5 protein-coding genes and 1 pseudogene are annotated in these 21,609 nt (G+C 75.6%); 5 read left to right on the top strand and 1 reads right to left on the bottom strand.

The window, feature by feature from the left end; all coding sequences use genetic code 11:
- Position 1: 1 nt before the first annotated feature.
- Positions 2-1,360: a condensation domain-containing protein gene (locus HS045_RS02760; RefSeq protein ID WP_196449593.1), complete on the bottom strand. Its 1,359-nt coding sequence runs from the start codon at positions 1,358-1,360 to the stop codon at positions 2-4.
- 286 nt (positions 1,361-1,646) lie between these two features.
- Between HS045_RS02760 and HS045_RS02755 the strand changes: the two genes are divergently transcribed.
- The 5 genes and pseudogenes from HS045_RS02755 to HS045_RS34070 all read left to right on the top strand — a co-directional run bounded on the left by HS045_RS02755 (position 1,647) and on the right by HS045_RS34070 (position 21,594).
- Positions 1,647-10,454 (top strand): SDR family NAD(P)-dependent oxidoreductase, encoded by an 8,808-nt coding sequence (locus HS045_RS02755; protein ID WP_196449592.1) that lies wholly within the window; start codon positions 1,647-1,649, stop codon positions 10,452-10,454.
- Positions 10,444-15,984: a type I polyketide synthase gene (locus HS045_RS02750; protein WP_196449591.1), complete on the top strand. Its 5,541-nt coding sequence runs from the start codon at positions 10,444-10,446 to the stop codon at positions 15,982-15,984. The genes HS045_RS02755 and HS045_RS02750 overlap by 11 nt, the downstream gene beginning before the upstream one ends.
- Positions 15,985-16,000: 16 nt before the next feature.
- Complete coding sequence (locus HS045_RS35745) at positions 16,001-20,278, top strand: type I polyketide synthase (protein ID WP_196449590.1); 4,278 nt, start codon at positions 16,001-16,003, stop codon at positions 20,276-20,278.
- Positions 20,233-20,796, top strand: a pseudogene (locus HS045_RS36365) (SDR family NAD(P)-dependent oxidoreductase); the annotation flags it as partial. The gene HS045_RS35745 and the pseudogene HS045_RS36365, both read left to right, overlap by 46 nt.
- Positions 20,797-20,973: 177 nt before the next feature.
- The gene (locus HS045_RS34070; protein ID WP_230883399.1) at positions 20,974-21,594 is read left to right on the top strand and encodes an acyl carrier protein; all 621 of its coding nucleotides are present in this window, start codon (positions 20,974-20,976) and stop codon (positions 21,592-21,594) included.
- Positions 21,595-21,609: the final 15 nt, after the last annotated feature.

Here is a 21,609-nt window from a genome sequence, read left to right as displayed (position 1 = left end):
CTCAGCGGGGCGGCTCTGGCGGCTCGTGCGGGAACAGCGACGGCGGCAGGCCGCCGCGCGCGTCCCACAGGTCCTTCAGCGCGCGTCCCGGATCGGTCGCGGCCAGCCGCACGCCGGCGGCGACCGTCCGCATGATGTCGGTCATCGCCCCGGCCGGCAGCACGTCGGGGTCGGCCAGCATCAGCACGCTGGTCCGTCCGCCGCGCACCTCCACCCGCACCCGGAACGCCTGTCCGTACCGCTGGGCGAGCGGTGTCCAGGCCAGCTCGGCCGGGGCCGGGTCGTGCGGGTCGCTGGGACGGCGGTCCACCTGGATGTAGTTGAACCAGGCGCGGAACAGGTGGTTGACCCAGCAGCCGTGCTCCGGCCGCTCGCCGTGCCCGGCCGCAGCCTCGGCGATCCGGTCGAGGTCGTAGCAGGAGTGCCGGTAGGCCCTCGCGCTCGCCCAGTGCAGCCGCCTGACGTGCTCGGCGATCGTGGACCGCGGGTCCACGGCCGTGACGAACGGGATGAGCTGGTTCATCGTGCCCACGTTGTGCTGGTCCTCCGGCGCGAACCGGTTGGAGGACATCAGGCTCATCGTCACCCGGTCCACGCCCAGGTGGCGGGCCAGGCCCGCGGCCACGAACGCCATCACCACGGCCGGGGCGGTCACGCCGTGCCGCCTGCCGGCCTCCGCCGCCAGCCCGCCCAGGCTGCGCGACCGCAGCGTCAGCTCCAGCCGGTTGCGCTCGACCCCGGCGGGCAGCGTGGGCAGGGCGTCCATCAGGCCGTCGTCCAGCACGCCCCGCCAGTACCGCTCGGAGCCCTCCTGCCGGGGCCGCCAGGCCTCCTCCCGCTGCCGCCGCGCCAGCTCGCGCGGCGGGGACCCGACCGGCGCGGTCGCCCGCGGGTCGGCCGCCAGCGCCTTGAACTGGTCCTGCAGGTGGTGGATCGACCACAGGTCCACGATCAGGTGGGAGAACGACAGGCACAGGTACACCGGCGCCCCCCGCGAGCTGATCAGCCGGCCGCGCCAGTTCAGCGCGTCGCTCATCGCGAACGGCACCGTCACCAGCTCGGCCTTCGTCCGCTCGTGCTCGGCGGGGTCGGTGACGATCCGGTCGATCCGCTCGATCGGCGGCTCGACGCCCTCGTGGACGTGCTGCACCGGCCGGCCGTCCCGGTCCCGGTAGGTGGTGCGCAGCACCTCGTGCCGGTCCACCAGCCGCCGCAGCGCCTCGTCCACCCGCGCGCCGGAGAGACCGCGCAGATCCCAGGTGGTCGGCAGGTTGGCCTCCGCCAGCCAGCCCTGCGGATACCGCTCTATCTCCCGCCAGCTGAAGAGCTGGCCGTGACTGAGAGGCGCCTCGACGGACATGTGATCCCCTCCGCAGCTTTCTCCGTCCGCCATTCTTCGCGGACGCGGAGGAGCGGGGTCAAGAGCGGGGCCGGTGGCCTGCGGTGGCCAGAAACGATGGCAACTACATGTCGGCGCAATGGGCGTGTGCCGGAACGGAACGCAACCTTAAAGTCGCAATTGGCTGAGCCGCCGCCGTATCCCGGCCCGGCTGCCGGCTGATTCTTCGGATGATTCTTCAGAGCCGTTCCCGACAAGGCGTCGACGTGTGACGTTCCCGAGGCGTGAGGCTTGAGGTGGCGCATTGATGGCTGGTGAGTCGACACAGCGGGCCGTGGACGACGGGCCGGTCGCCGTCGCCGTCGTCGGCATGGCGTGCAGGCTTCCCGGGGCCGCCGATCCCGGGCGGTTCTGGCGGTTGCTGCGCGAGGGCGCGGACGCCGTCACCGAGGCGCCCGAGGGACGGGCGGCGGCGGGGAGCACCTACCGGCGCGGCGGGTTCCTGGAGGACGTGGACGGCTTCGACGCCGCCTTCTTCGGCATCTCGCCCAACGAGGCCGCGGCGATGGACCCGCACCAGCGCCTGGTGCTCGAACTCGCCTGGGAGGCGATGGAGAACGCCCGCGCCGTGCCGGCCTCGCTGCGCGGCAGCGCCACCGGAGTGTTCCTGGGCGCCATCTCCAACGACTGGGCGGCCCTGCAGGACCGGCTCGGCGGCACCGGCCGCCACGCCTACACCGGCGCCAACCGCGCCATGATCGCCAACCGGGTGTCGTACGTACTCGGCCTGCGCGGCCCCTCGCTCACCCTCGACACCGGCCAGTCGTCGTCGCTGGTGGCCGTCTGGATGGCCGCCGAGAGCCTGCGCCGCGGCGAGAGCGACACGGCGCTGGCCGGCGGCGCGAACCTGAACCTGCTGCCGGAGACCACCGACGCCATCGGCGCCTTCGGCGCGCTGTCGCCCGACGGCCGCTGCCACGTCTTCGACCACCGCGCCAACGGGTACGTGCGCGGCGAGGGCGGCGCGCTGGTCGTGCTCAAGCGCCTCCCCGACGCGCTCGCCGCCGGCGACGCCGTGCACGCGGTGATCCTGGGCGGCGCGGTCAACAACGACGGCGGCGGCGAGGGCCTCACCGTGCCCAGCCGCCGTGCCCAGCGGGACGTCATCGCGCTGGCCTGCGACCGCGCCGGAGTGCGGCCCGCCCAGGTCCGGTACGTGGAGCTGCACGGCACCGGCACCGCGGTCGGCGACCCCGTGGAGGCCGCGGCGCTCGGGTCCGCGTACGGGGCCGCCCGACCGGCGGGCGATCCCCTGCTCGTGGGCTCGGTCAAGACCAACATCGGCCACCTGGAAGGCGCGGCCGGCGTCGCCGGGCTGCTCAAGGTCGTGCTCTCGCTGAAGCACGGCGAGCTGCCCCCCAGCCTCCACTTCGAGTCCGCGCCCCCGGGGATCCCCCTCGACGACCTGCGCCTCCGCGTCGTCACCGCGACCCGGCCCCTGCCCGGCCCCGCGATCGCCGCCGTCAGCTCCTTCGGCATGGGCGGCACCAACTGCCACCTGGTCCTCGCCTCGCCTCCCGCGCCGGCGCCCTCCTCCGTTCCCGGCTCCTCCTCCGTTCCCGTTCCCGGCTCCTCCTCCGGCCCCGCGCTCTCCGCGGCCTCCGCGCTCCCCTCCGTTCCCGCCTCCCGCGCCGAGGACGCGCCCTGGGCGCTGTCGGCGCGGACGGAGGGGGCGCTGCGGGAGTGGGCCGCGCGCCTCACGGAGCCGGCCGCGGACTCCGGAGCCGAACCGGCGGACGTGGCGCTGAGCCTCGTCCGCACCCGCGCCGCCTTCGAACGCCGCGCCGTGGTCCTCGCCCCCGACCGCGGGACCCGTCTGTCCGCGCTCCGGGCCCTGGCCGCCGGGGAACCGCACGACGCCCTCGTGACCGGTACGGAGACCGCCGGCGCACGTGCTTTCGTCTTCCCCGGGCAGGGCTCGCAGTGGCCCGCCATGGCGCGCGAGCTGACGGCGGACTCGCCCGTGTTCGCCCGGCGGCTGGCCGAGTGCGCGGACGCGCTGGCCCCGTTCACCGGCTTCGACCTGCTGGACGTCCTCCGCGAGCGCCCCGGCGCGCCCGGCCTGGACCGGGTGGACGTGGTGCAGCCCGCGCTCTGGGCGGTCATGGTGAGCCTGGCCGAGGTGTGGAGGTCCTGCGGGGTCGAGCCCGACGTGGTGATCGGCCACTCCCAGGGGGAGATCGCCGCCGCCACTGTCATCGGCGCGCTGACCCTGGACGACGCGGCCCGGGTCGTCGCGCTGCGCAGCCGGGCCATCGCGGGCATCGAGGGCTCCGGAGGCATGATGTCCGTGGCCGCCGGTCCCGACGTGGTGGAGCGGGCGGTCGCGGACCTGACCGCGTCCGCCGCCATGCCCGCCGCCGTGCCCGCGCCCGTCACCGTGGCCGCCGTCAACGGCCCGCGCTCGGTCGTCGTCTCCGGCCCCCGCGCGGCGCTGTCCGCTCTCGCCGGACGCCTCGCCGACGTCTCCACCAAGGTCATCCCGGTCACGTACGCGTCCCACTCCCCGGAGGTCGAGCAGGTACGGGAGGAGATCCTGCGGGAGCTCGCCCCCATCCGCCCGCGGAGCAGCACCACCGTGTTCGTCTCGACGCTCACCGGCCGGCCGATGGACACCGCAGGCCTGGACGCCGGTTACTGGTACCGCAGCCTGCGCCGGCCCGTCCGCTTCGCCGAGGCGGTGGGCGCGGCGCTGGACGGGCCGGGCTGCGCGGTGTTCGTCGAGTGCAGTCCGCACCCCGTCCTGGTGACCGCCGTGGAGGAGACCGCGGAGGCGGCGGGGCGGGAGGCGGTCGCGGTCGGCACGCTGCGCCGCGGCGAGGGCGGGCGCGATCGCCTGCTGCGCTCGCTCGCGCAGGCGTACGCGTGCGGCGCCCCCGTGGACTGGTCCGGATCGTGCGGCGAGGCCCGGCTCGTCGACCTGCCGTCCTACCCCTTCCAGCGCCGCACCCCCACCCCTGCCCGCGCCGCGCGCCGCGCAGCGGCCTGGACCCCGCCCGCCGCGGAGGCCGCGTCCGAGCAGGCCGCGTCCGAGCAGGCCGCGTCCGAGCAGGCCGGGTCCGAGCCGATCGGGTCCGAGCCGACCGGGCCCGCCCGCTCCGAGCGCGCGCTGCGCGACCTGGTGCTGTCCACGACCGCGCGCCTGCTCGGCTACGCCGGCGCGGCCGAGATGGAGCCCGGCCGCACGTTCAAGGACCTGGGGCTGGAGTCGGCGGCGGCCGTCGAGCTGCGCGACCGACTGCGCACCGCGACCGGCCTGCGGCTCCCGACCGGCCTGCTGTACGACCACCCGACCCCGGAGCGCCTCGCCGCCCGCCTCCACGCGCTGCTGACCGGCGGCGCGGCCGAGCCGGCGGCCGGGACCCGCGCCGGCGGCGGCGACGACCCGATCGCGGTGGTCGGCATGGGCTGCCGCTACCCCGGCGGGATCGCCTCCCCCGAGGACCTGTGGCGGCTGGTCGCCGGCGGCGCCGACGCGATCGGCGAGTTCCCCGGCAACCGCGGCTGGGACCTCGACACGCTGTTCGCCACCGGACCGGACCGCTCGGGCACCAGCGACACCCGGCACGGTGGTTTCGTCTACGACGCCGACCTGTTCGACGCCGCGTTCTTCGGGATCAGCCCGCGCGAGGCCACGGCGATGGACCCGCAGCAGCGGCTGCTGCTGGAGATCTGTTGGGAGGCCCTGGAAGCGGCCGGGATCGACCCGGCCGGGCTGCGTGGCTCGCCCACCGGCGTGTTCGTCGGCGCCATGGCCCCCGACTACGGCCCCCGGCTGCACCAGTCCGCGGGCACCGCGGACGGCCACCTGCTCACCGGCACCGCGCTCAGCGTCGTGTCCGGCCGCGTCGCCTACACCCTGGGGCTGCGGGGGCCGGCGATCACCACCGACACGGCCTGCTCGTCCTCGCTGGTCGCGATCGTGCTCGCCACGCAGGCGCTGCGGCGCGGGGAGTGCTCGCTGGCGCTGGCCGGCGGCGTCACCGTGATGTCGAGCCCCGGCATGTTCGTCGAGTTCAGCCGGCAGGGCGGACTGTCCCCCGACGGCCGGTGCAAGGCGTTCGCCGCCACGGCCGACGGGACCGGCTGGGCCGAGGGCGCGGGCGTGGTGGTGCTCGAACGCCTCTCGGCGGCGCGCCGCAACGGCCACCCCGTCCTCGCCGTGATCCGCGGCGGAGCCGTCAACCAGGACGGCGCCAGCAACGGCCTCACCGCGCCCAGCGGTCAGGCCCAGCAGGACGTCATCCGGCAGGCGCTCGCCGACGCCGGACTCACCCCCGGGGACGTGGACGTGGTCGAGGCCCACGGCACCGGCACCAGGCTGGGCGACCCCATCGAGGCCGAAGCCCTGATGGCCGCCTACGGAACCCGTCGTCCGGCCGACCGGCCCGTGTGGCTCGGGTCGGTCAAGTCGAACATCGGTCATGCGCAGGCCGCGGCGGGGGTGGCGGGTGTGATCAAGATGGTGGAGGCGTTGCGGCGGCGGGTGCTGCCGCCGACGTTGCACGTGACGGAGCCGACGCCGCATGTGGACTGGTCGGCGGGTGGGGTGCGGTTGCTGACGGAGTCGGTGGGGTTGCCGGGGTCGGGTCCGGTGCGGGCGGGGGTGTCGGGTTTCGGTGTCTCGGGGACGAACGCGCACGTGATCGTGGAGGGTCCGCCGGTCGGGGGGTCGGTGCCGGGGGCGGGTGCGGTCGGGGAGCCGGGTGCGGCGTCGGGTCCGGTCGGGGAGCCGGTGCCGGGGGCGGGTCCGGTGCCGGTGGTGGAGCCGGGTCGGGCGGTGGAGTCGGTGTCGGGTCCGGTCGGGGGGTCGGGTCCGGTGGTGGGGGGTGGGCTGCTGGTGTGGGTGGTGTCGGGCAAGAGTGCGGGGGCGTTGCGGGCGCAGGCGGGGCGGTTGGCGGGGTTCGCGTCGGGGGTGGCGGAGGGGGATCTGGCGGGGGTGGGTCGGGTGTTGGCGGGGCGGTCGGGGTTCGCGCATCGTGCGGTGGTGGTGGCGGCTGATCGGGGGGAGTTGGTGGCGGGGTTGGGGGCGGTGGCGTCGGGGGTGGCGGGTGGGTCGGTGGTGGACGGGTCGGTGGTGGTGGGGGTGGCGTCGGGAGTGGTGCGGCCGGTGTTCGTGTTTCCGGGGCAGGGGTCGCAGTGGGTGGGGATGGCGGTGGGGTTGTTGGGGGTGAGTGGGGTTTTCCGTGCCGCGGTGGAGCGGTGTGATGCGGTGGTGGAGCCGTTGACGGGGTGGAGTGTGTCGGGGGTGTTGCGTCGGGAGGTGGGGGCGCCGGGGTTGGTGGGGTCGCAGGTGATCCAGCCGGTGTTGTGGGCGGTGATGGTGGGGTTGGCGGCGGTGTGGCGGCGGGCGGGGGTGGAGCCGCAGGCCGTGGTGGGGCACTCGCAGGGCGAGATCACGGCCGCCTGCGTCGCCGGGGCGTTGTCCCTGGAGGAGGCCGCCCGGATCATGGTCCTGCGCAGCCGGATCATCACTCAGGTGGACGGAACGGGCGGCATGGCCGCGATCGATCTTCCCGCGGCGGGGGCCCGGGAGCTGATCGGGTCGCGGTGGCCGGACCGCCTGTGGGTGGCGGTCCACTCGGGTCCGGCGAGCTGCGTGGTCGCCGGTGACCTGGACGCCCTGGACGAGCTCGCCGAGCACCCGGGCGTCAGAGCGCGCCGGGTCGGCATCGACTACGCCAGCCACACCCCCCACATGCGCCCCCTTGTCCCCGAACTGGAGAAGGCGCTGGCCGACGTGCGGCCGGTCGAGGGCGGCGTCCGCTTCTGCTCCTCGGTCGAGGCGGCGTTCGTCGAGGGGACGCGTCTGGCGGCGCCGTACTGGATCGACAACCTGTGCCGGCCGGTGCTGTTCGACGAGACGATCAGGGCCGCGGCCGAGCCGGGCCCGCCGGTGTTCATCGAGGTCAGTCCGCATCCGGTGCTGCTCGGTGACGTGGCCGACAGTTGTGAGGCGGCCGGGGTCGGGGCGGGGGTGTGCGGGTCGCTGCGCCGGGACGAGGGCGGTGCGCGGCGGATGCTGCTGTCCCTGGCCCAGGCGTGGGCGCTGGGGGCGGAGGTGTCCTGGCCGGCGGTCCTGGGTTCCGGTCCGCGTCCCGCGGTGGGGCCGCCCACCTATGCCTTCCAGCGGAGCCGCTACTGGCTCGGCGACGGCCTGGCGGCGACCGCCGGCTCCTCCCCGCATCCGCTGCTCGACCGGGTCGTCCCGCTCGCCGCCACCGACGGCTTCCTGCTGGCCGGACGGCTGTCCCCGGCCACGACCCCGTGGCTGGCCGACCACGCCGTGGACGGCGCGGCGCTGCTGCCCGGCACGGCCTTCGCCGAACTGGCGCTGGAGGCCGCCGCCCACGCCGGCTGCGACCTGGTGGAGGACCTGACGCTGGACGCGCCGCTGTTCCTGCCCGAGTCCGGATCCGTCCAGGTGCAGGTGGCCGTGGGCGGACCGGACGAGCGGGGCCGCCGCACGGTCGGCGTGCACGCCCGGCGGTCCGACGACGACCCCTGGACGGCGCACGCGGGCGGCCTGCTCGGCACGGCCCCGGCGACCGCCCCCGAGCGGTTGGCGTCCTGGCCGCCGGAGGGGACCGCGGTCGACCTGACCGGCGTGTACGACCGGCTCGCCGGACGCGGCTACGACTACGGCCCCGCCTTCCGGGGCCTGCGCGCCGCCTGGCACGCGGACGGCCACGTCTATGCCGAGGTCGCCCTGCCCGACCCGGTCCGCGGGGACGCCGACCGCTTCACCGTCCACCCCGCCCTCCTGGACGCCGCCCTGCACCTGGCCGTCCACGAATCGGGCCTCGACGGGGACACCCTGCTGCTGCCGTTCTCCTGGAGCGGCATCCGCGTGGCCGCCCGCGGTGCGGACGCCCTCCGCGTGCGGATCACGGAGAAGGGCTCCGGCCGGATCGCGCTGGCGCTCTTCGACGGCGCGGGCGAGTGGATCGCCGGCGTCGAGACCCTGGCGCTCCGCGAGACCCCGAGGAACGTCGCCCGCCCCTCCACCGGGATCGCGCCTCACGCGCTCGAATGGGTTGAGACCGCCGTGACCGCCGTGTCCGGCGGCGCGGAGGAGCCGCGGTGGGCGGTGGTCGGGGCCGACGCGTTCACCGACGAGATCGAGGCCGGTCTGGCGGCGGCCGGGACGCCCGCGTCGCGCCACTACGACCTGTTCTCGCTCGCCGAGATGAGCGCGGGCGAGGTGCCCGGCCTGGTGCTGGCCCCCTGCCGGGGGGACGCCGATGACCTGCCGTACTCGGTCCACGACCGGCTGAGCCATGTGCTCGACCTCGTACAGGGCTGGCTCGGCGACGAGCGGTTCGCGAGTTCGCGGCTCGTCTTCGTCACCCGGCCCGGTGATGTGGCGGGTGCGGCGGTGTGGGGGCTGGTGCGGTCGGCGCAGTCGGAGCAGCCGGGCCGGTTCGTGCTGGCCGAGGTGCCGGCGGGCTTCCGCGCCTGGGGGCGGGTGGCCGCGGCCGTCGCGGCGGGCGAGACCCAGTTCGCGGTCACGGACGACGCCCTGCTGACACCCCGTCTGGTCCGTCGTGAGGTGTCGGCGGGGCCGGTGGCGGTCTCGGCGGGGTCGGTGGCGGGGTCGGCGGTGGCGGGAGGGCTTGCCGGGGGGTCTGGGGTGGTCGGGGGGCCGGTTTCGGCGGGGCCTGTGGTGATTGCGGGGACGGTGTTGGTGACGGGGGGGACGGGGGGTCTGGGGGCGTTGGTGGCGCGGCATCTGGTGGATCGGTACGGGGTGCGGGATCTGTTGCTGGTGTCGCGGCGGGGTCCGGATGCTCCGGGTGCGGCGGTGTTGGTGGCGGAGTTGGAGGGGGCGGGGGCGCGGGTGGCGGTGGTGGCGTGTGATGTGTCGGATCGGGTGGCGTTGGCGGGGGTGGTGGCGGGGGTGCGGTTGGGGGGTGTGGTGCATGCGGCGGGGGTGCTGGATGACGGGTTGGTGCAGGATCTGACGCCGGGTCGGTTGGCGGGGGTGTTGGGGGCGAAGGCGGATGCGGCGTGGCATCTGCATGAGTTGACGGTTGGTCATCCGGTGTCGGTGTTCGTGTTGTTCTCGTCGTTGGCGGGGGTGTTGGGGAATGCGGGTCAGGGGGGGTATGCGGCGGCGAACGCTTTTCTGGATGGGTTGGCGGTGCATCGTCGGGGGTTGGGGTTGGCGGGGGTGTCGGTGGTGTGGGGGTTGTGGGATGTGGCGGGTTCGGGGATGGCGGGGGGGTTGGGTCGGGTGGATGTGGCGCGGTTGGCGCGGTCGGGGGTGGGGGCGCTCGGGGTGGGTGAGGGGTTGGGGTTGTTGGATGCGGCGTTGGCGGGTGGTGGGGGGGTGGTGGTGGCGGCTCGGTGGGATGGGGCGGGGTTGCGGGCGAGGGCGGAGCGGGGTGATCTGCCGTCGGTGTTGCGGGGCCTGGTCCGCACACCGCGCCGGACCGCCGCGGGTACCGCGACACCGGCCGCCGCGGGCGGCCCGGAACCGGGGGAGCGGCTGGCGCTCATGGGCGAGGCCGACGCGCGGGCCCACCTCACCCGCCTCGTGCGGGCCCACGTGGCGACCGTGCTCGCCCACCCGGGATCCGACGCCGTGGACGTGGACCGGGCTTTCAACGAGCTCGGCTTCGACTCGCTGACCGCCGTCGAGCTGCGCAACCGGCTCAGCGCCGACACCGGGCTGAGGCTGCCCGCCACGGTCGTGTTCGACCATCCCACCGTCACGTCGCTCGCGGCGTACCTGTTCACCGCCCTGGCCCCGGACGGCCCCTCGCCGGAGGACGCGCTGCGCGCGGCGGTGGACCAGGCCGAGGCGGCGCTGCCGGCCGCCGAGGGCGAGGGGGGCGCCGTGCGCCGCCGGCTCGTCGCCATCCTGCAGAGCGCCCTGTCCAGGATCGGCGACACCGGGGCCGCCGCCGCGGTCACCGTGGGGATCGGTGCGGGCGGGGCCGCGGAAGAGATCGTTTCCGCCTCGGACGAGGAGATCTTCGCCTTGATCGACAACCGAGCCGTGACATCACCCGCGAGAACCTCCGTGGAAGGGCCCGACCATGGCGAATGAGGCCGAGCTGCGCGCGTACCTGAAACGGGTGACCGTCGACCTGGCGGAGGCCCGCCGGCGGCTGGCCGAGGACGAGGAGCGCCGCCACGAGCCGGTGGCGATCGTCGGGATGGCGTGCCGCTACCCCGGCGGGGTGCGGGGCCCGGAGGACCTGTGGGAGCTGGTGGCCGGGGGCCGGGACGCGATCGGGGAGTTCCCCGCCGACCGCGGCTGGGACGTGGACGGCCTGTACGACCCCGACCCCGAGGCGGCGGGCCGGACCTACACCCGGCACGGCGGCTTCCTGTACGACGCGGCCGACTTCGACGCGGCGTTCTTCGGCCTCAGCCCGCGCAGCGCGCTGGGCACCGACCCGCAGCACCGGCTGTTCCTGGAGACCTGCTGGGAGGCGCTCGCGCACGCCGGGATCGACCCGGCGACCCTGCACGGCACCCGCACCGGGATCTACGCGGGCAGCATGTTCAACGACTACTCCTCCCGGTTCATGCACGGCGCGGTGCCTCCGGCGATGGAGGGGACGCTGCTGTCCTCCAGCACGCCGAGCGTGCTCTCCGGTCGCGTCTCCTACACCTTCGGGCTGGAGGGCCCGTCGCTGACGGTGGACACGGCCTGCTCGTCCTCGCTGGTCACGTTGCATCTCGCGGTGCGGGCGCTGCGCCAGGGCGAGTGCTCGCTCGCGCTGGCGGGCGGCGTCACCGTGCTGGCCGCGCCGGACTCGTTCGTCGAGTTCTGCCGGCAGCGCGCGCTCTCCCCCGACGGCCGGTGCAAGTCGTTCTCGGCCTCGGCCGACGGCGCCGCCTGGGCCGAGGGCGTCGGGGTGCTGGCCCTGGAGCCGCTGTCGGCGGCGCGCCGCAACGGGCGGCGCATCCTGGCCGTCGTCCGGGGTACGGCGATCAACCAGGACGGCGCCAGCAACGGCATGACCGCGCCCAGCGGCCCCGCCCAGGAGCGCGTGATCCGGCAGGCGCTCGCCGACGCCCGGCTCGACGCGCACGACGTGGACGTCATCGAGGCCCACGGCACCGGCACCACGTTGGGCGACCCCATCGAGGCCCAGGCCGTCCTCGCCGCGTACGGCCGGACGCGCCCGGCCGACCGGCCCGCCTGGCTCGGTTCGATCAAGTCGAACATCGGCCACACGCAGGCCGCCGCCGGGGTAGCGGGCGTGATCAAGATGGTCATGGCCATGCGGCACGGCGTGCTGCCGCGCACCCTGCACGTCACCGAGCCCAATCCGCACGTCGACTGGTCGATGGGCGAGGTGCGGCTGCTGACCGAGGAGGTCGGGTGGCCGCGCGGCGAGCGGCCGCGCCGGGCCGGCGTCTCCTCCTTCGGCATCAGCGGCACCAACGCGCACGCGATCATCGAGGAGTACGCCTCCGAGCCCGAGCCCGGTCCTGAGCCCGGTCCCGGTCGTGGTTCTGACTCCGGTTCTGACTCCCCTTCCCCTTCCCCTTCCGGTTCCGCTTCCGGTTCCGGTTCCGCTTCCGGTTCCGAGCGGCCGGTCGCCGCCGTCCTCACCGGCCCGATCGCCTGGCCGGTCGGCGCCCACAGCCCGCGGTCGCTGGCGGCCAGGGCCGGGCAACTGGCCGGGCTGCGGAAGGAACCGGCCGACGTGGCACGCACGCTGGCCGGGCAGCCGCTCCTGCCGTACCGCGCCGTCGCGCTCGGCCGCGACCGCGCGGCCCTGGCCGACGCGCTGGCCCGCTACGCGCGGGGTGAGACCGCCGGGGTGATCGAGGGCGTCGCGGGCGAGCGGCCCCGCGTGGCGTTCCTGTTCACCGGGCAGGGCGGACAGCGGCCCGGCATGGGACGCGAGCTGGCCGCCGGATCGCCGGTGTTCGCCGCCGCGCTCGACGAGGTCTGCGCGGCCCTCGACCCCCACCTCGACCGGCCGGTCCGCGACGTGATGTGGGCCGGGCCCGGCACTCCCGAGTCCGGGCTGCTCGACGACACCGCCTACACCCAGCCCGCGCTGTTCGCCTTCGAGGTGGCCGCGTACCGGCTGCTGGAGTCGCTCGGCCTGACGCCCTCGGTGGTGGCCGGGCACTCGGTCGGCGAGTACGCCGCGGCTCACGTCGCCGGGATCTGGACCCTGCCGGACGCCGCCCGCCTGATCACCGCCCGAGGCCGGCTGATGCGCGAGCTGTGCGAGCCGGGCGCGATGGTCGCCGTGAACGCCTCCGCCGACGAGGTCGCCGTCACCCTGGCCGGGCTGGAGGACCGGGTCGGCGTCGCCGCCGTCAACGGCCCCGCCGGCGTGGTGATCTCGGGAGCGGAGGAGCCCTGCCTGGCCGTGGCCGCGCACTGGAGGGCGCAGGGACGGCGGACCCGCAGGCTGCCGGTCGGCCGCGCCTTCCATTCGCCGCTCATGGAGCCGATGCTGGCCGCGTTCGCCGCCGAACTGGAGGCGGTGCCGTTCGGGACACGGGATGTGCCCTTCGTCGCCGGCACTCCCGGCGACTGGACCGACCCCGGCTACTGGCTGGAGCAGATCAGGCGGCCCGTGCTGTTCCACGCGGCGATCGGCACGCTGGAGGAGTCCGGCGCCCGCGTCCTGGTGGAGGTGGGTCCGCAGGCCGTGCTCTCCGGCATGGCGCACGACTGCGTGACCGGGGACGACACGACGATCGTCGCCCTGCACCGGCGCGACCGCGGCGAGGCCGACGGGCTGGTCGCCGGCCTGGCGGCGGCGTGGACGGCGGGAGCGGGCGTGGACTGGGCCGCGCTGTCCCCCCACGGCCGCCCGGTCGACCTGCCGCCGTACCCGTTCGACCGCGAACGCTACTGGCTCGGCCCGCCCGCCCGGGGCGCCGACCTGTCCGCCACCGGGCTGAGCGCCACCGGCCACCCGCTGCTGGGCGCGGCCGTCGAGCTGGCCGACGACGGTCCGACCGTGCTCACCGGTGTGCTGTCCGTCGCCGACGCGCCCTGGCTGGCCGACCACGTCGTGGGCGGGGCCGTCGTCCTGCCGGGGGCCGCGCTGGCGGACCTGGTGCTGGAAGCGGGCTCACGGGTCGGGCTCGGCCTGGTCGAGGAGCTGATGTTCGAGGCGCCGCTGGTCCTGCCCGCGGACGGCGGCGTGGCGGTGCAGGTCGTCGTCGAGCCTCCGGACGGCTCCGGCGCCCGCCCCGTACGCGTGCACTCCCGCCCCGCCGACGACCACGAGGCCGGGTGGACCCGCCACCTGTCCGGCGCCGTCGCCGAGGACCGGGACGCGGCGGCCCACCCGGGGTGGGCCGCCGTGTGGCCGCCCGCCGGAGCCGTCCCCGTCGACGTCGAGGGCGGTTACGAGCGCCTGGCCGAGCAGGGGTACGAGTACGGCCCCGCCTTCCGGGGACTGCGGGCCGCCTGGCGGCACGGCGAGGAGCTGTACGCCGACGTGGCGGCGCCCGAGCACGTGGACGTGGCCGGGTTCGGCGTCCACCCGGCCCTGCTGGACTCCGTGTTCCACGCGCTGCTGGTCGCCGGCGGCGGTGACGGAGGGCTGCGGGTGCCGTTCGAGCTGCGCGGGGTACGGCTGCTCGCCACCGGGGCCAGGTCCCTGCGGGTGCGGCTGGCCAGGACCGGCGAGGACGGCTGCGCGATCGAGGCCGCCGACGACGCGGGACGGCCGGTGGCCGCGCTGGCCTCGGTCCGCACGCGGCCCGCGCCCCGCGCCGCGGCCTCCGCCGCCCTGACCCTGTACGGCGTGGACTGGGTGGAGGCGGTGCCCGCGGTGGTCGCGGCGGTCGGAACCCCCGAACCGGTCGTGGTCTTCTGCGTGAGCGGGGAGGCGGAGGTGCCCGCCGCGGTCAGGGATCTGACGGCCCGGGTGCTGGGGGCCATCGCGGCTCATCCGGAGGAGGGTGCTCCGTTGATGTTCGTGACCCGGCCGGGTGATGTGGCGGGTGCGGCGGTGTGGGGGCTGGTGCGGTCGGCGCAGTCGGAGCAGCCGGGTCGGTTCGTGCTGGCCGAGGTGCCTGAGGGGTACGCGGACTGGGTCGGGCTGGTGGCGGTCGGTGAGTCGCAGGTGCGTGTGGTGGACGGCCGGGTCCTGGTGCCGCGTCTGGTGCGTCGTGAGGTGTCGGCGGGGCCGGTGGCGGGGCCGGCGGTGGCCGGGGGGTCGGTTGCGGGGCCGGTGGCGGGGTCGGCGGGGCCGGTGGCGGGGCCGGTGGTGGCGGGAGGGCTTGCCGGGGGGTCTGCGGTGGTCGGGGGGCCGGTTTCGGCGGGGCCTGTGGTGATTGCGGGGACGGTGTTGGTGACGGGGGGGACGGGGGGTCTGGGGGCGTTGGTGGCGCGGCATCTGGTGGATCGGTACGGGGTGCGGGATCTGTTGCTGGTGTCGCGGCGGGGTCCGGATGCTCCGGGTGTGGCGGTGTTGGTGGCGGAGTTGGAGGGGGCGGGGGCGCGGGTGGCGGTGGTGGCGTGTGATGTGTCGGATCGGGTGGCGTTGGCGGGGGTGGTGGCGGGGGTGCGGTTGGGGGGTGTGGTGCATGCGGCGGGGGTGCTGGATGACGGGTTGGTGCAGGATCTGACGCCGGGTCGGTTGGCGGGGGTGTTGGGGGCGAAGGCGGATGCGGCGTGGCATCTGCATGAGTTGACGGTTGGTCATCCGGTGTCGGTGTTCGTGTTGTTCTCGTCGTTGGCGGGGGTGTTGGGGAATGCGGGTCAGGGGGGGTATGCGGCGGCGAACGCTTTTCTGGATGGGTTGGCGGTGCATCGTCGGGGGTTGGGGTTGGCGGGGGTGTCGGTGGTGTGGGGGTTGTGGGATGTGGCGGGTTCGGGGATGGCGGGGGGGTTGGGTCGGGTGGATGTGGCGCGGTTGGCGCGGTCGGGGGTGGGGGCGCTCGGGGTGGGTGAGGGGTTGGGGTTGTTGGATGCGGCGTTGGCGGGTGGTGGGGGGGTGGTGGTGGCGGCTCGGTGGGATGGGGCGGGGTTGCGGGCGAGGGCGGAGCGGGGTGATCTGCCGTCGGTGTTGCGGGGCCTGGTCCGCACACCGCGCCGGACCGTGGGCGGCGGGCAGGGCACGAGCCTCGCCGCGCTCCTGCCCCGCCTGGCCGAGCTGACCAGGGAAGAGGGCCTGCGCGTGCTCACCGACCGGGTCCGCGGCCACGTCGCCGCCGTCCTCGCGCACGGCAGCGCCGAGAAGATCGGTGTCGACCGGGCGTTCACCCAGCTCGGCTTCGACTCGCTGACCGCCGTCGAGCTGCGCAACCGGCTCAACGCCGACACCGGGCTGAGACTGCCCGCCACGCTCGTGTTCGACCACCCCACGGTCGGCTCCCTGGCCGGGTACCTGTTCGACACGCTCGCCCCCGCCGCGCCCTCGCCGGAGGAGATCCTGCGCGGCGCGCTCGAACGGGTGGGATCCATGATCGCCGGCGCAGGGGGCGACGGCGAGGCGATCCGCAGCCGGCTCGTCGCCGTGCTGCAGGGCGGGCTGGCCATGTTCGGCGCGCAGCCCGCGGGCGACGCCCACACCGTGATGGAGAAGATCGACTCCGCCTCGGACGAAGAGATCTTCGCGCTCATCGACAACGAACTGTGACGGGAAAGGCCGATCGATGGGAACAGAGGACAGGCTCCGCGACTACCTGAGGCGCGCCACCGTCGAACTGGCGGAGGCCCGCCGGCGGCTGGCCGAGGACGAGGAGCGCCGCCACGAGCCGGTGGCGATCGTCGGGATGGCGTGCCGCTACCCCGGCGGGGTGCGGGGCCCGGAGGACCTGTGGGAGCTGGTGGCCGGGGGCCGGGACGCGATCGGGGAGTTCCCCGCCGACCGCGGCTGGGACGTGGACGGCCTGTACGACCCCGACCCCGAGGCGGCGGGCCGGACCTACACCCGGCACGGCGGCTTCCTGTACGACGCGGCCGACTTCGACGCGGCGTTCTTCGGCCTCAGCCCGCGCAGCGCGCTGGCCACCGACCCGCAGCACCGGCTGTTCCTGGAGACCTGCTGGGAGGCGCTGGAGCGGGCCGAGATCGAGCCGGACGGCCTGCGCGGTTCCAGGACCGGCGTCTACGTCGGCAACATGTACGACTACTACTCGGCGCGCTTCCTCCACGGTGTGCCCGAGACCGTCGAGGGCACCCTGTTCACCTCCAGCGCGCCCAGCGTCATCGCCGGCCGCGTCTCCTACACCCTGGGCCTGGAGGGCCCGGCGCTGACGGTGGACACCGCCTGCTCGTCCTCGCTGGTCGCGATCCACCTCGCGGTGCGGGCGCTGCGGCGCGGGGAGTGCTCGCTGGCGCTGGCCGGCGGCGTGGCGATCATGTCCACGCCGGTGGCGTTCGTCGAGTTCTGCCGGCAGCGCGCGCTCTCCCCCGACGGCCGGTGCAAGTCGTTCTCGGCCTCGGCCGACGGCGCCGCCTGGGCCGAGGGCGTCGGGGTGCTGGCCCTGGAGCCGCTGTCGGCGGCGCGCCGCAACGGCCACCCCGTCCTCGCCGTGATCCGCGGCACGGCCGTCAACCAGGACGGCGCCAGCAACGGCCTCACCGCGCCCAGCGGCCCCGCCCAGGAGCGCGTGATCCGGCAGGCGCTCGCCGACGCCCGGCTCGACACCCGCGACATCGACGTGGTCGAGGCCCACGGCACCGGCACCAGGCTGGGCGACCCCATCGAGGCCCAGGCCGTCCTCGCCACGTACGGCCGGACGCGTCCGGCAGACCGGCCCGTGTGGCTCGGGTCGGTCAAGTCGAACATCGGTCATGCGCAGGCCGCGGCGGGGGTGGCGGGTGTGATCAAGATGGTGGAGGCGTTGCGGCGGCGGGTGCTGCCGCCGACGTTGCACGTGACGGAGCCGACGCCGCATGTGGACTGGTCGGCGGGTGGGGTGCGGTTGCTGACGGAGTCGGTGGGGTTGCCGGGGTCGGGTCCGGTGCGGGCGGGGGTGTCGGGTTTCGGTGTCTCGGGGACGAACGCGCACGTGATCGTGGAGGGTCCGCCGGTCGGGGGGTCGGGTGCGGTCGGGGAGCCGGGTGCGGCGTCGGGTCCGGTCGGGGAGCCGGTGCCGGGGGCGGGTCCGGTGCCGGTGGTGGAGCCGGGTCGGGCGGTGGAGTCGGTGTCGGGTCCGGTCGGGGGGTCGGGTCCGGTGGTGGGGGGTGGGCTGCTGGTGTGGGTGGTGTCGGGCAAGAGTGCGGGGGCGTTGCGGGCGCAGGCGGGGCGGTTGGCGGGGTTCGCGTCGGGGGTGGCGGAGGGGGATCTGGCGGGGGTGGGTCGGGTGTTGGCGGGGCGGTCGGGGTTCGCGCATCGTGCGGTGGTGGTGGCGGCTGATCGGGGGGAGTTGGTGGCGGGGTTGGGGGCGGTGGCGTCGGGGGTGGCGGGTGGGTCGGTGGTGGACGGGTCGGTGGTGGTGGGGGTGGCGTCGGGGGTGGTGCGGCCGGTGTTCGTGTTTCCGGGGCAGGGGTCGCAGTGGGTGGGGATGGCGGTGGGGTTGTTGGGGGTGAGTGGGGTTTTCCGTGCCGCGGTGGAGCGGTGTGATGCGGTGGTGGAGCCGTTGACGGGGTGGAGTGTGTCGGGGGTGTTGCGTCGGGAGGTGGGGGCGCCGGGGTTGGTGGGGTCGCAGGTGATCCAGCCGGTGTTGTGGGCGGTGATGGTGGGGTTGGCGGCGGTGTGGCGGCGGGCGGGGGTGGAGCCGCAGGCCGTGGTGGGGCAGTCGCAGGGCGAGATCGCCGCGGCGTGCGCCGCCGGGATCCTGTCCCTGGACGACGCGGCGCGCGTGGTCGTGCTGCGCAGCAGGGCCCTGACCCGGATGTCGGGCACCGGCGGCATGGCCGCGATCGATCTTCCCGCGGCCGGGGCCCGGGAGCTGATCGGGTCGCGGTGGCCGGACCGCCTGTGGGTGGCGGTCCACTCGGGTCCGGCGAGCTGCGTGGTCGCCGGTGACCTGGACGCCCTGGACGAGCTCGCCGAGCTCGCCGAACGCGGTGAGCTCGAAGGCGTCAGGGTCCGCCGGATCGCGGTGGACTACGCCAGCCACACCCCCCACATGCGCCGCCTCACCGAAGAGCTGCGGACGGCGCTGGCCGACGTGCGGCCGGTCGAGGGCGGCGTCCGCTTCTGCTCCTCGGTCGAGGCGGCGTTCGTCGAGGGGACGCGCCTGGCGGGGCCGTACTGGATCGACAACCTGTGCCGGCCGGTGCTGTTCGACGAGGCGGTCCAGGCGGCCGGTGACGGTGGCAGCCCGGTGTTCATCGAGGTCAGTCCGCATCCGGTGCTGCTCGGTGACGTGGCCGACAGTTGTGAGGCGGCCGGGGTCGGGGCGGGGGTGTGCGGGTCGCTGCGCCGGGACGAGGGCGGTGCGCGGCGGATGCTGCTGTCCCTGGCCCAGGCGTGGGCGCTGGGGGCGGAGGTGTCCTGGCCGGCGGTCCTGGGTTCCGGTCCGCGTCCCGCGGTGGGGCCGCCCACCTATGCCTTCCAGCGGAGCCGCTACTGGCTCGGCGACGGCCTGGCACCGGGCGGTGCGGTCGGCGCGGGCGTCGACGACTCGCGGCACCCGCTGCTCGGCGCCGTCGTGTCCGTGGCCGACGACCGGTACGTCCTCACCGGCCGGCTCTCCCTCCGGACGGTGCCCTGGCTGGCCGACCACGCGGTGGAGGGCGGCGTCCTGCTGCCCGGGGCCGCCTTCGCCGACCTGGCGCTGGAGGCCGCCGCCCACGCGGGCGGCGACCGCATCGACGAACTGGTCATCGAGACCCCGCTGTACCTGCCCGGGACGGGCGCGGTCACCGTGCAGGTCACCCTCGACCCGCCGGACGCCGAGGGGCGCCGCGCCGTCGCCGTGTTCTCCCGCGAGGCGGACGCCGACACCTGGCGGCGGCACGCCTCGGGGGCCGTCGCCGAGGCGCCCGCGCCCGCCGCCGGCCACGACCGGGCCGCCGCCTGGCCGCCGCCCGCCGCCGTCCCCGTCGACGTCGAGGGCGGTTACGAGCGCCTGGCCGAGCAGGGGTACGAGTACGGCCCCGCCTTCCGCGGCGTGCGCGCGATGTGGCGGGCGGGCGACGAGCTCTACGCGGAGGTCGTCGCGCCCGACGACGTGGACGTGGCCGGGTTCGGCATCCACCCCGCCCTCCTCGACGCCGCCTTCCACCCGCTGCTGCTGGCCGGTGACCACGAGGAACTGCGCCTGCCGTTCGCCTTCCGGGGCGTACGCCTGCACGCCGCCCAGGCCCGGGTCCTCCGGGTACGGCTGGCCGTGACCGGTGAGGACGTCGTCGTGCAGGCCGCCGATGCCGCCGGAGCCCCGGTGCTCTCGATCGACGCCCTGCGCACGAGGGCCGCCGCGCCCCGCGCCGCGGCCTCCGCCGCCCTGACCCTGTACGGCGTGGACTGGGTGGACGCGGTGCCCGCGGTGGTCGCGGCGGTCGGAACCCCCGAACCGGTCGTGGTCTCCTGCGTGAGCGGGGAGGCGGAGGTGCCCGCCGCGGTCAGGGATCTGACCGCCCGGGTGCTGGGGGCCATCGCGGCTCATCCGGAGGAGGGTGCTCCGCTGATGTTCGTGACCCGGCCGGGTGATGTGGCGGGTGCGGCGGTGTGGGGGTTGGTGCGGTCGGCGCAGTCGGAGCAGCCGGGTCGGTTCGTGCTGGCCGAGGTGCCTGAGGGGTACGCGGACTGGGTCGGGCTGGTGGCGGTCGGTGAGTCGCAGGTGCGTGTGGTGGACGGCCGGGTCCTGGTGCCGCGTCTGGTGCGTCGTGAGGTGTCGGCGGGGCCGGTGGCGGGGTCGGTGGTGGCCGGGGGGTCGGTTGCGGGGCCGGTGGCGGGGTCGGTGGGGCCGGTGGCGGGGTCGGCGCGGGGCCGGTGGTGGCCGGGGGGCCGGTTGCGGGGTCGGCGGGGCCTGCGGTGATTGCGGGGACGGTGTTGGTGACGGGGGGGACGGGGGGTCTGGGGGCGTTGGTGGCGCGGCATCTGGTGGATCGGTACGGGGTGCGGGATCTGTTGCTGGTGTCGCGGCGGGGTCCGGATGCTCCGGGTGCGGCGGTGTTGGTGGCGGAGTTGGAGGGGGCGGGGGCGCGGGTGGCGGTGGTGGCGTGTGATGTGTCGGATCGGGTGGCGTTGGCGGGGGTGGTGGCGGGGGTGCGGTTGGGGGGTGTGGTGCATGCGGCGGGGGTGCTGGATGACGGGTTGGTGCAGGATCTGACGCCGGGTCGGTTGGCGGGGGTGTTGGGGGCGAAGGCGGATGCGGCGTGGCATCTGCATGAGTTGACGGTTGGTCATCCGGTGTCGGTGTTCGTGTTGTTCTCGTCGTTGGCGGGGGTGTTGGGGAATGCGGGTCAGGGGGGGTATGCGGCGGCGAACGCTTTTCTGGATGGGTTGGCGGTGCATCGTCGGGGGTTGGGGTTGGCGGGGGTGTCGGTGGTGTGGGGGTTGTGGGATGTGGCGGGTTCGGGGATGGCGGGGGGGTTGGGTCGGGTGGATGTGGCGCGGTTGGCGCGGTCGGGGGTGGGGGCGCTCGGGGTGGGTGAGGGGTTGGGGTTGTTGGATGCGGCGTTGGCGGGTGGTGGGGGGGTGGTGGTGGCGGCTCGGTGGGATGGGGCGGGGTTGCGGGCGAGGGCGGAGCGGGGTGATCTGCCGTCGGTGTTGCGGGGCCTGGTCCGCACGCCCCGGCAGACGGCGTCCTCGGCGGCGTCCTCGACGGGGCCCGCAGGCGCCGCCGCCCTCGCCGACCGCCTGGCCGCCCTGCCCCGGCCCGACGCGCTGCGCCTGCTCGTCGACACCGTGCAGGGCCACGTCGCCGCGGTGCTCGCGCACGGCAGCGCCGGCAGCGTCGACGTGAACCGCCCCTTCAACGAGCTCGGCTTCGACTCGCTGACCGCCGTCGAGCTGCGCAACCGGCTCAGCACCGACACCGGGCTGAGACTGCCCGCCACGCTCGTCTTCGACCACCCCACCGTCACGTCGCTCGCCCGGCACCTGTCCACCGTCCTGGCCCCGCCCGAGGCCGCGCCGGAGGACGCGCTCCGCGACGCCCTCGCCAGGATCGACCGGGCGCTCGCGGACGCCAACGGGGAGGCCGAGGCCGTCCGCGGACGCCTCGTGCCGATCCTGCAGAGCGCGCTGGCCAAGCTCGGCTCGGCCCCGGCCGCCCACGGCGGCGTGATGGACACGATCGACTCGGCCTCCGACGAGGAGATCTTCGCCCTCATCGACAACGACCTGTGACCACGACGACCGCGA

This window comes from Planomonospora sp. ID82291 (assembly GCF_015711645.1).
Lineage (GTDB): Bacteria > Actinomycetota > Actinomycetes > Streptosporangiales > Streptosporangiaceae > Planomonospora.
Note: the sequence above shows the minus strand (reverse complement) of the source record. Positions and strands in the feature narration are given on the sequence as shown.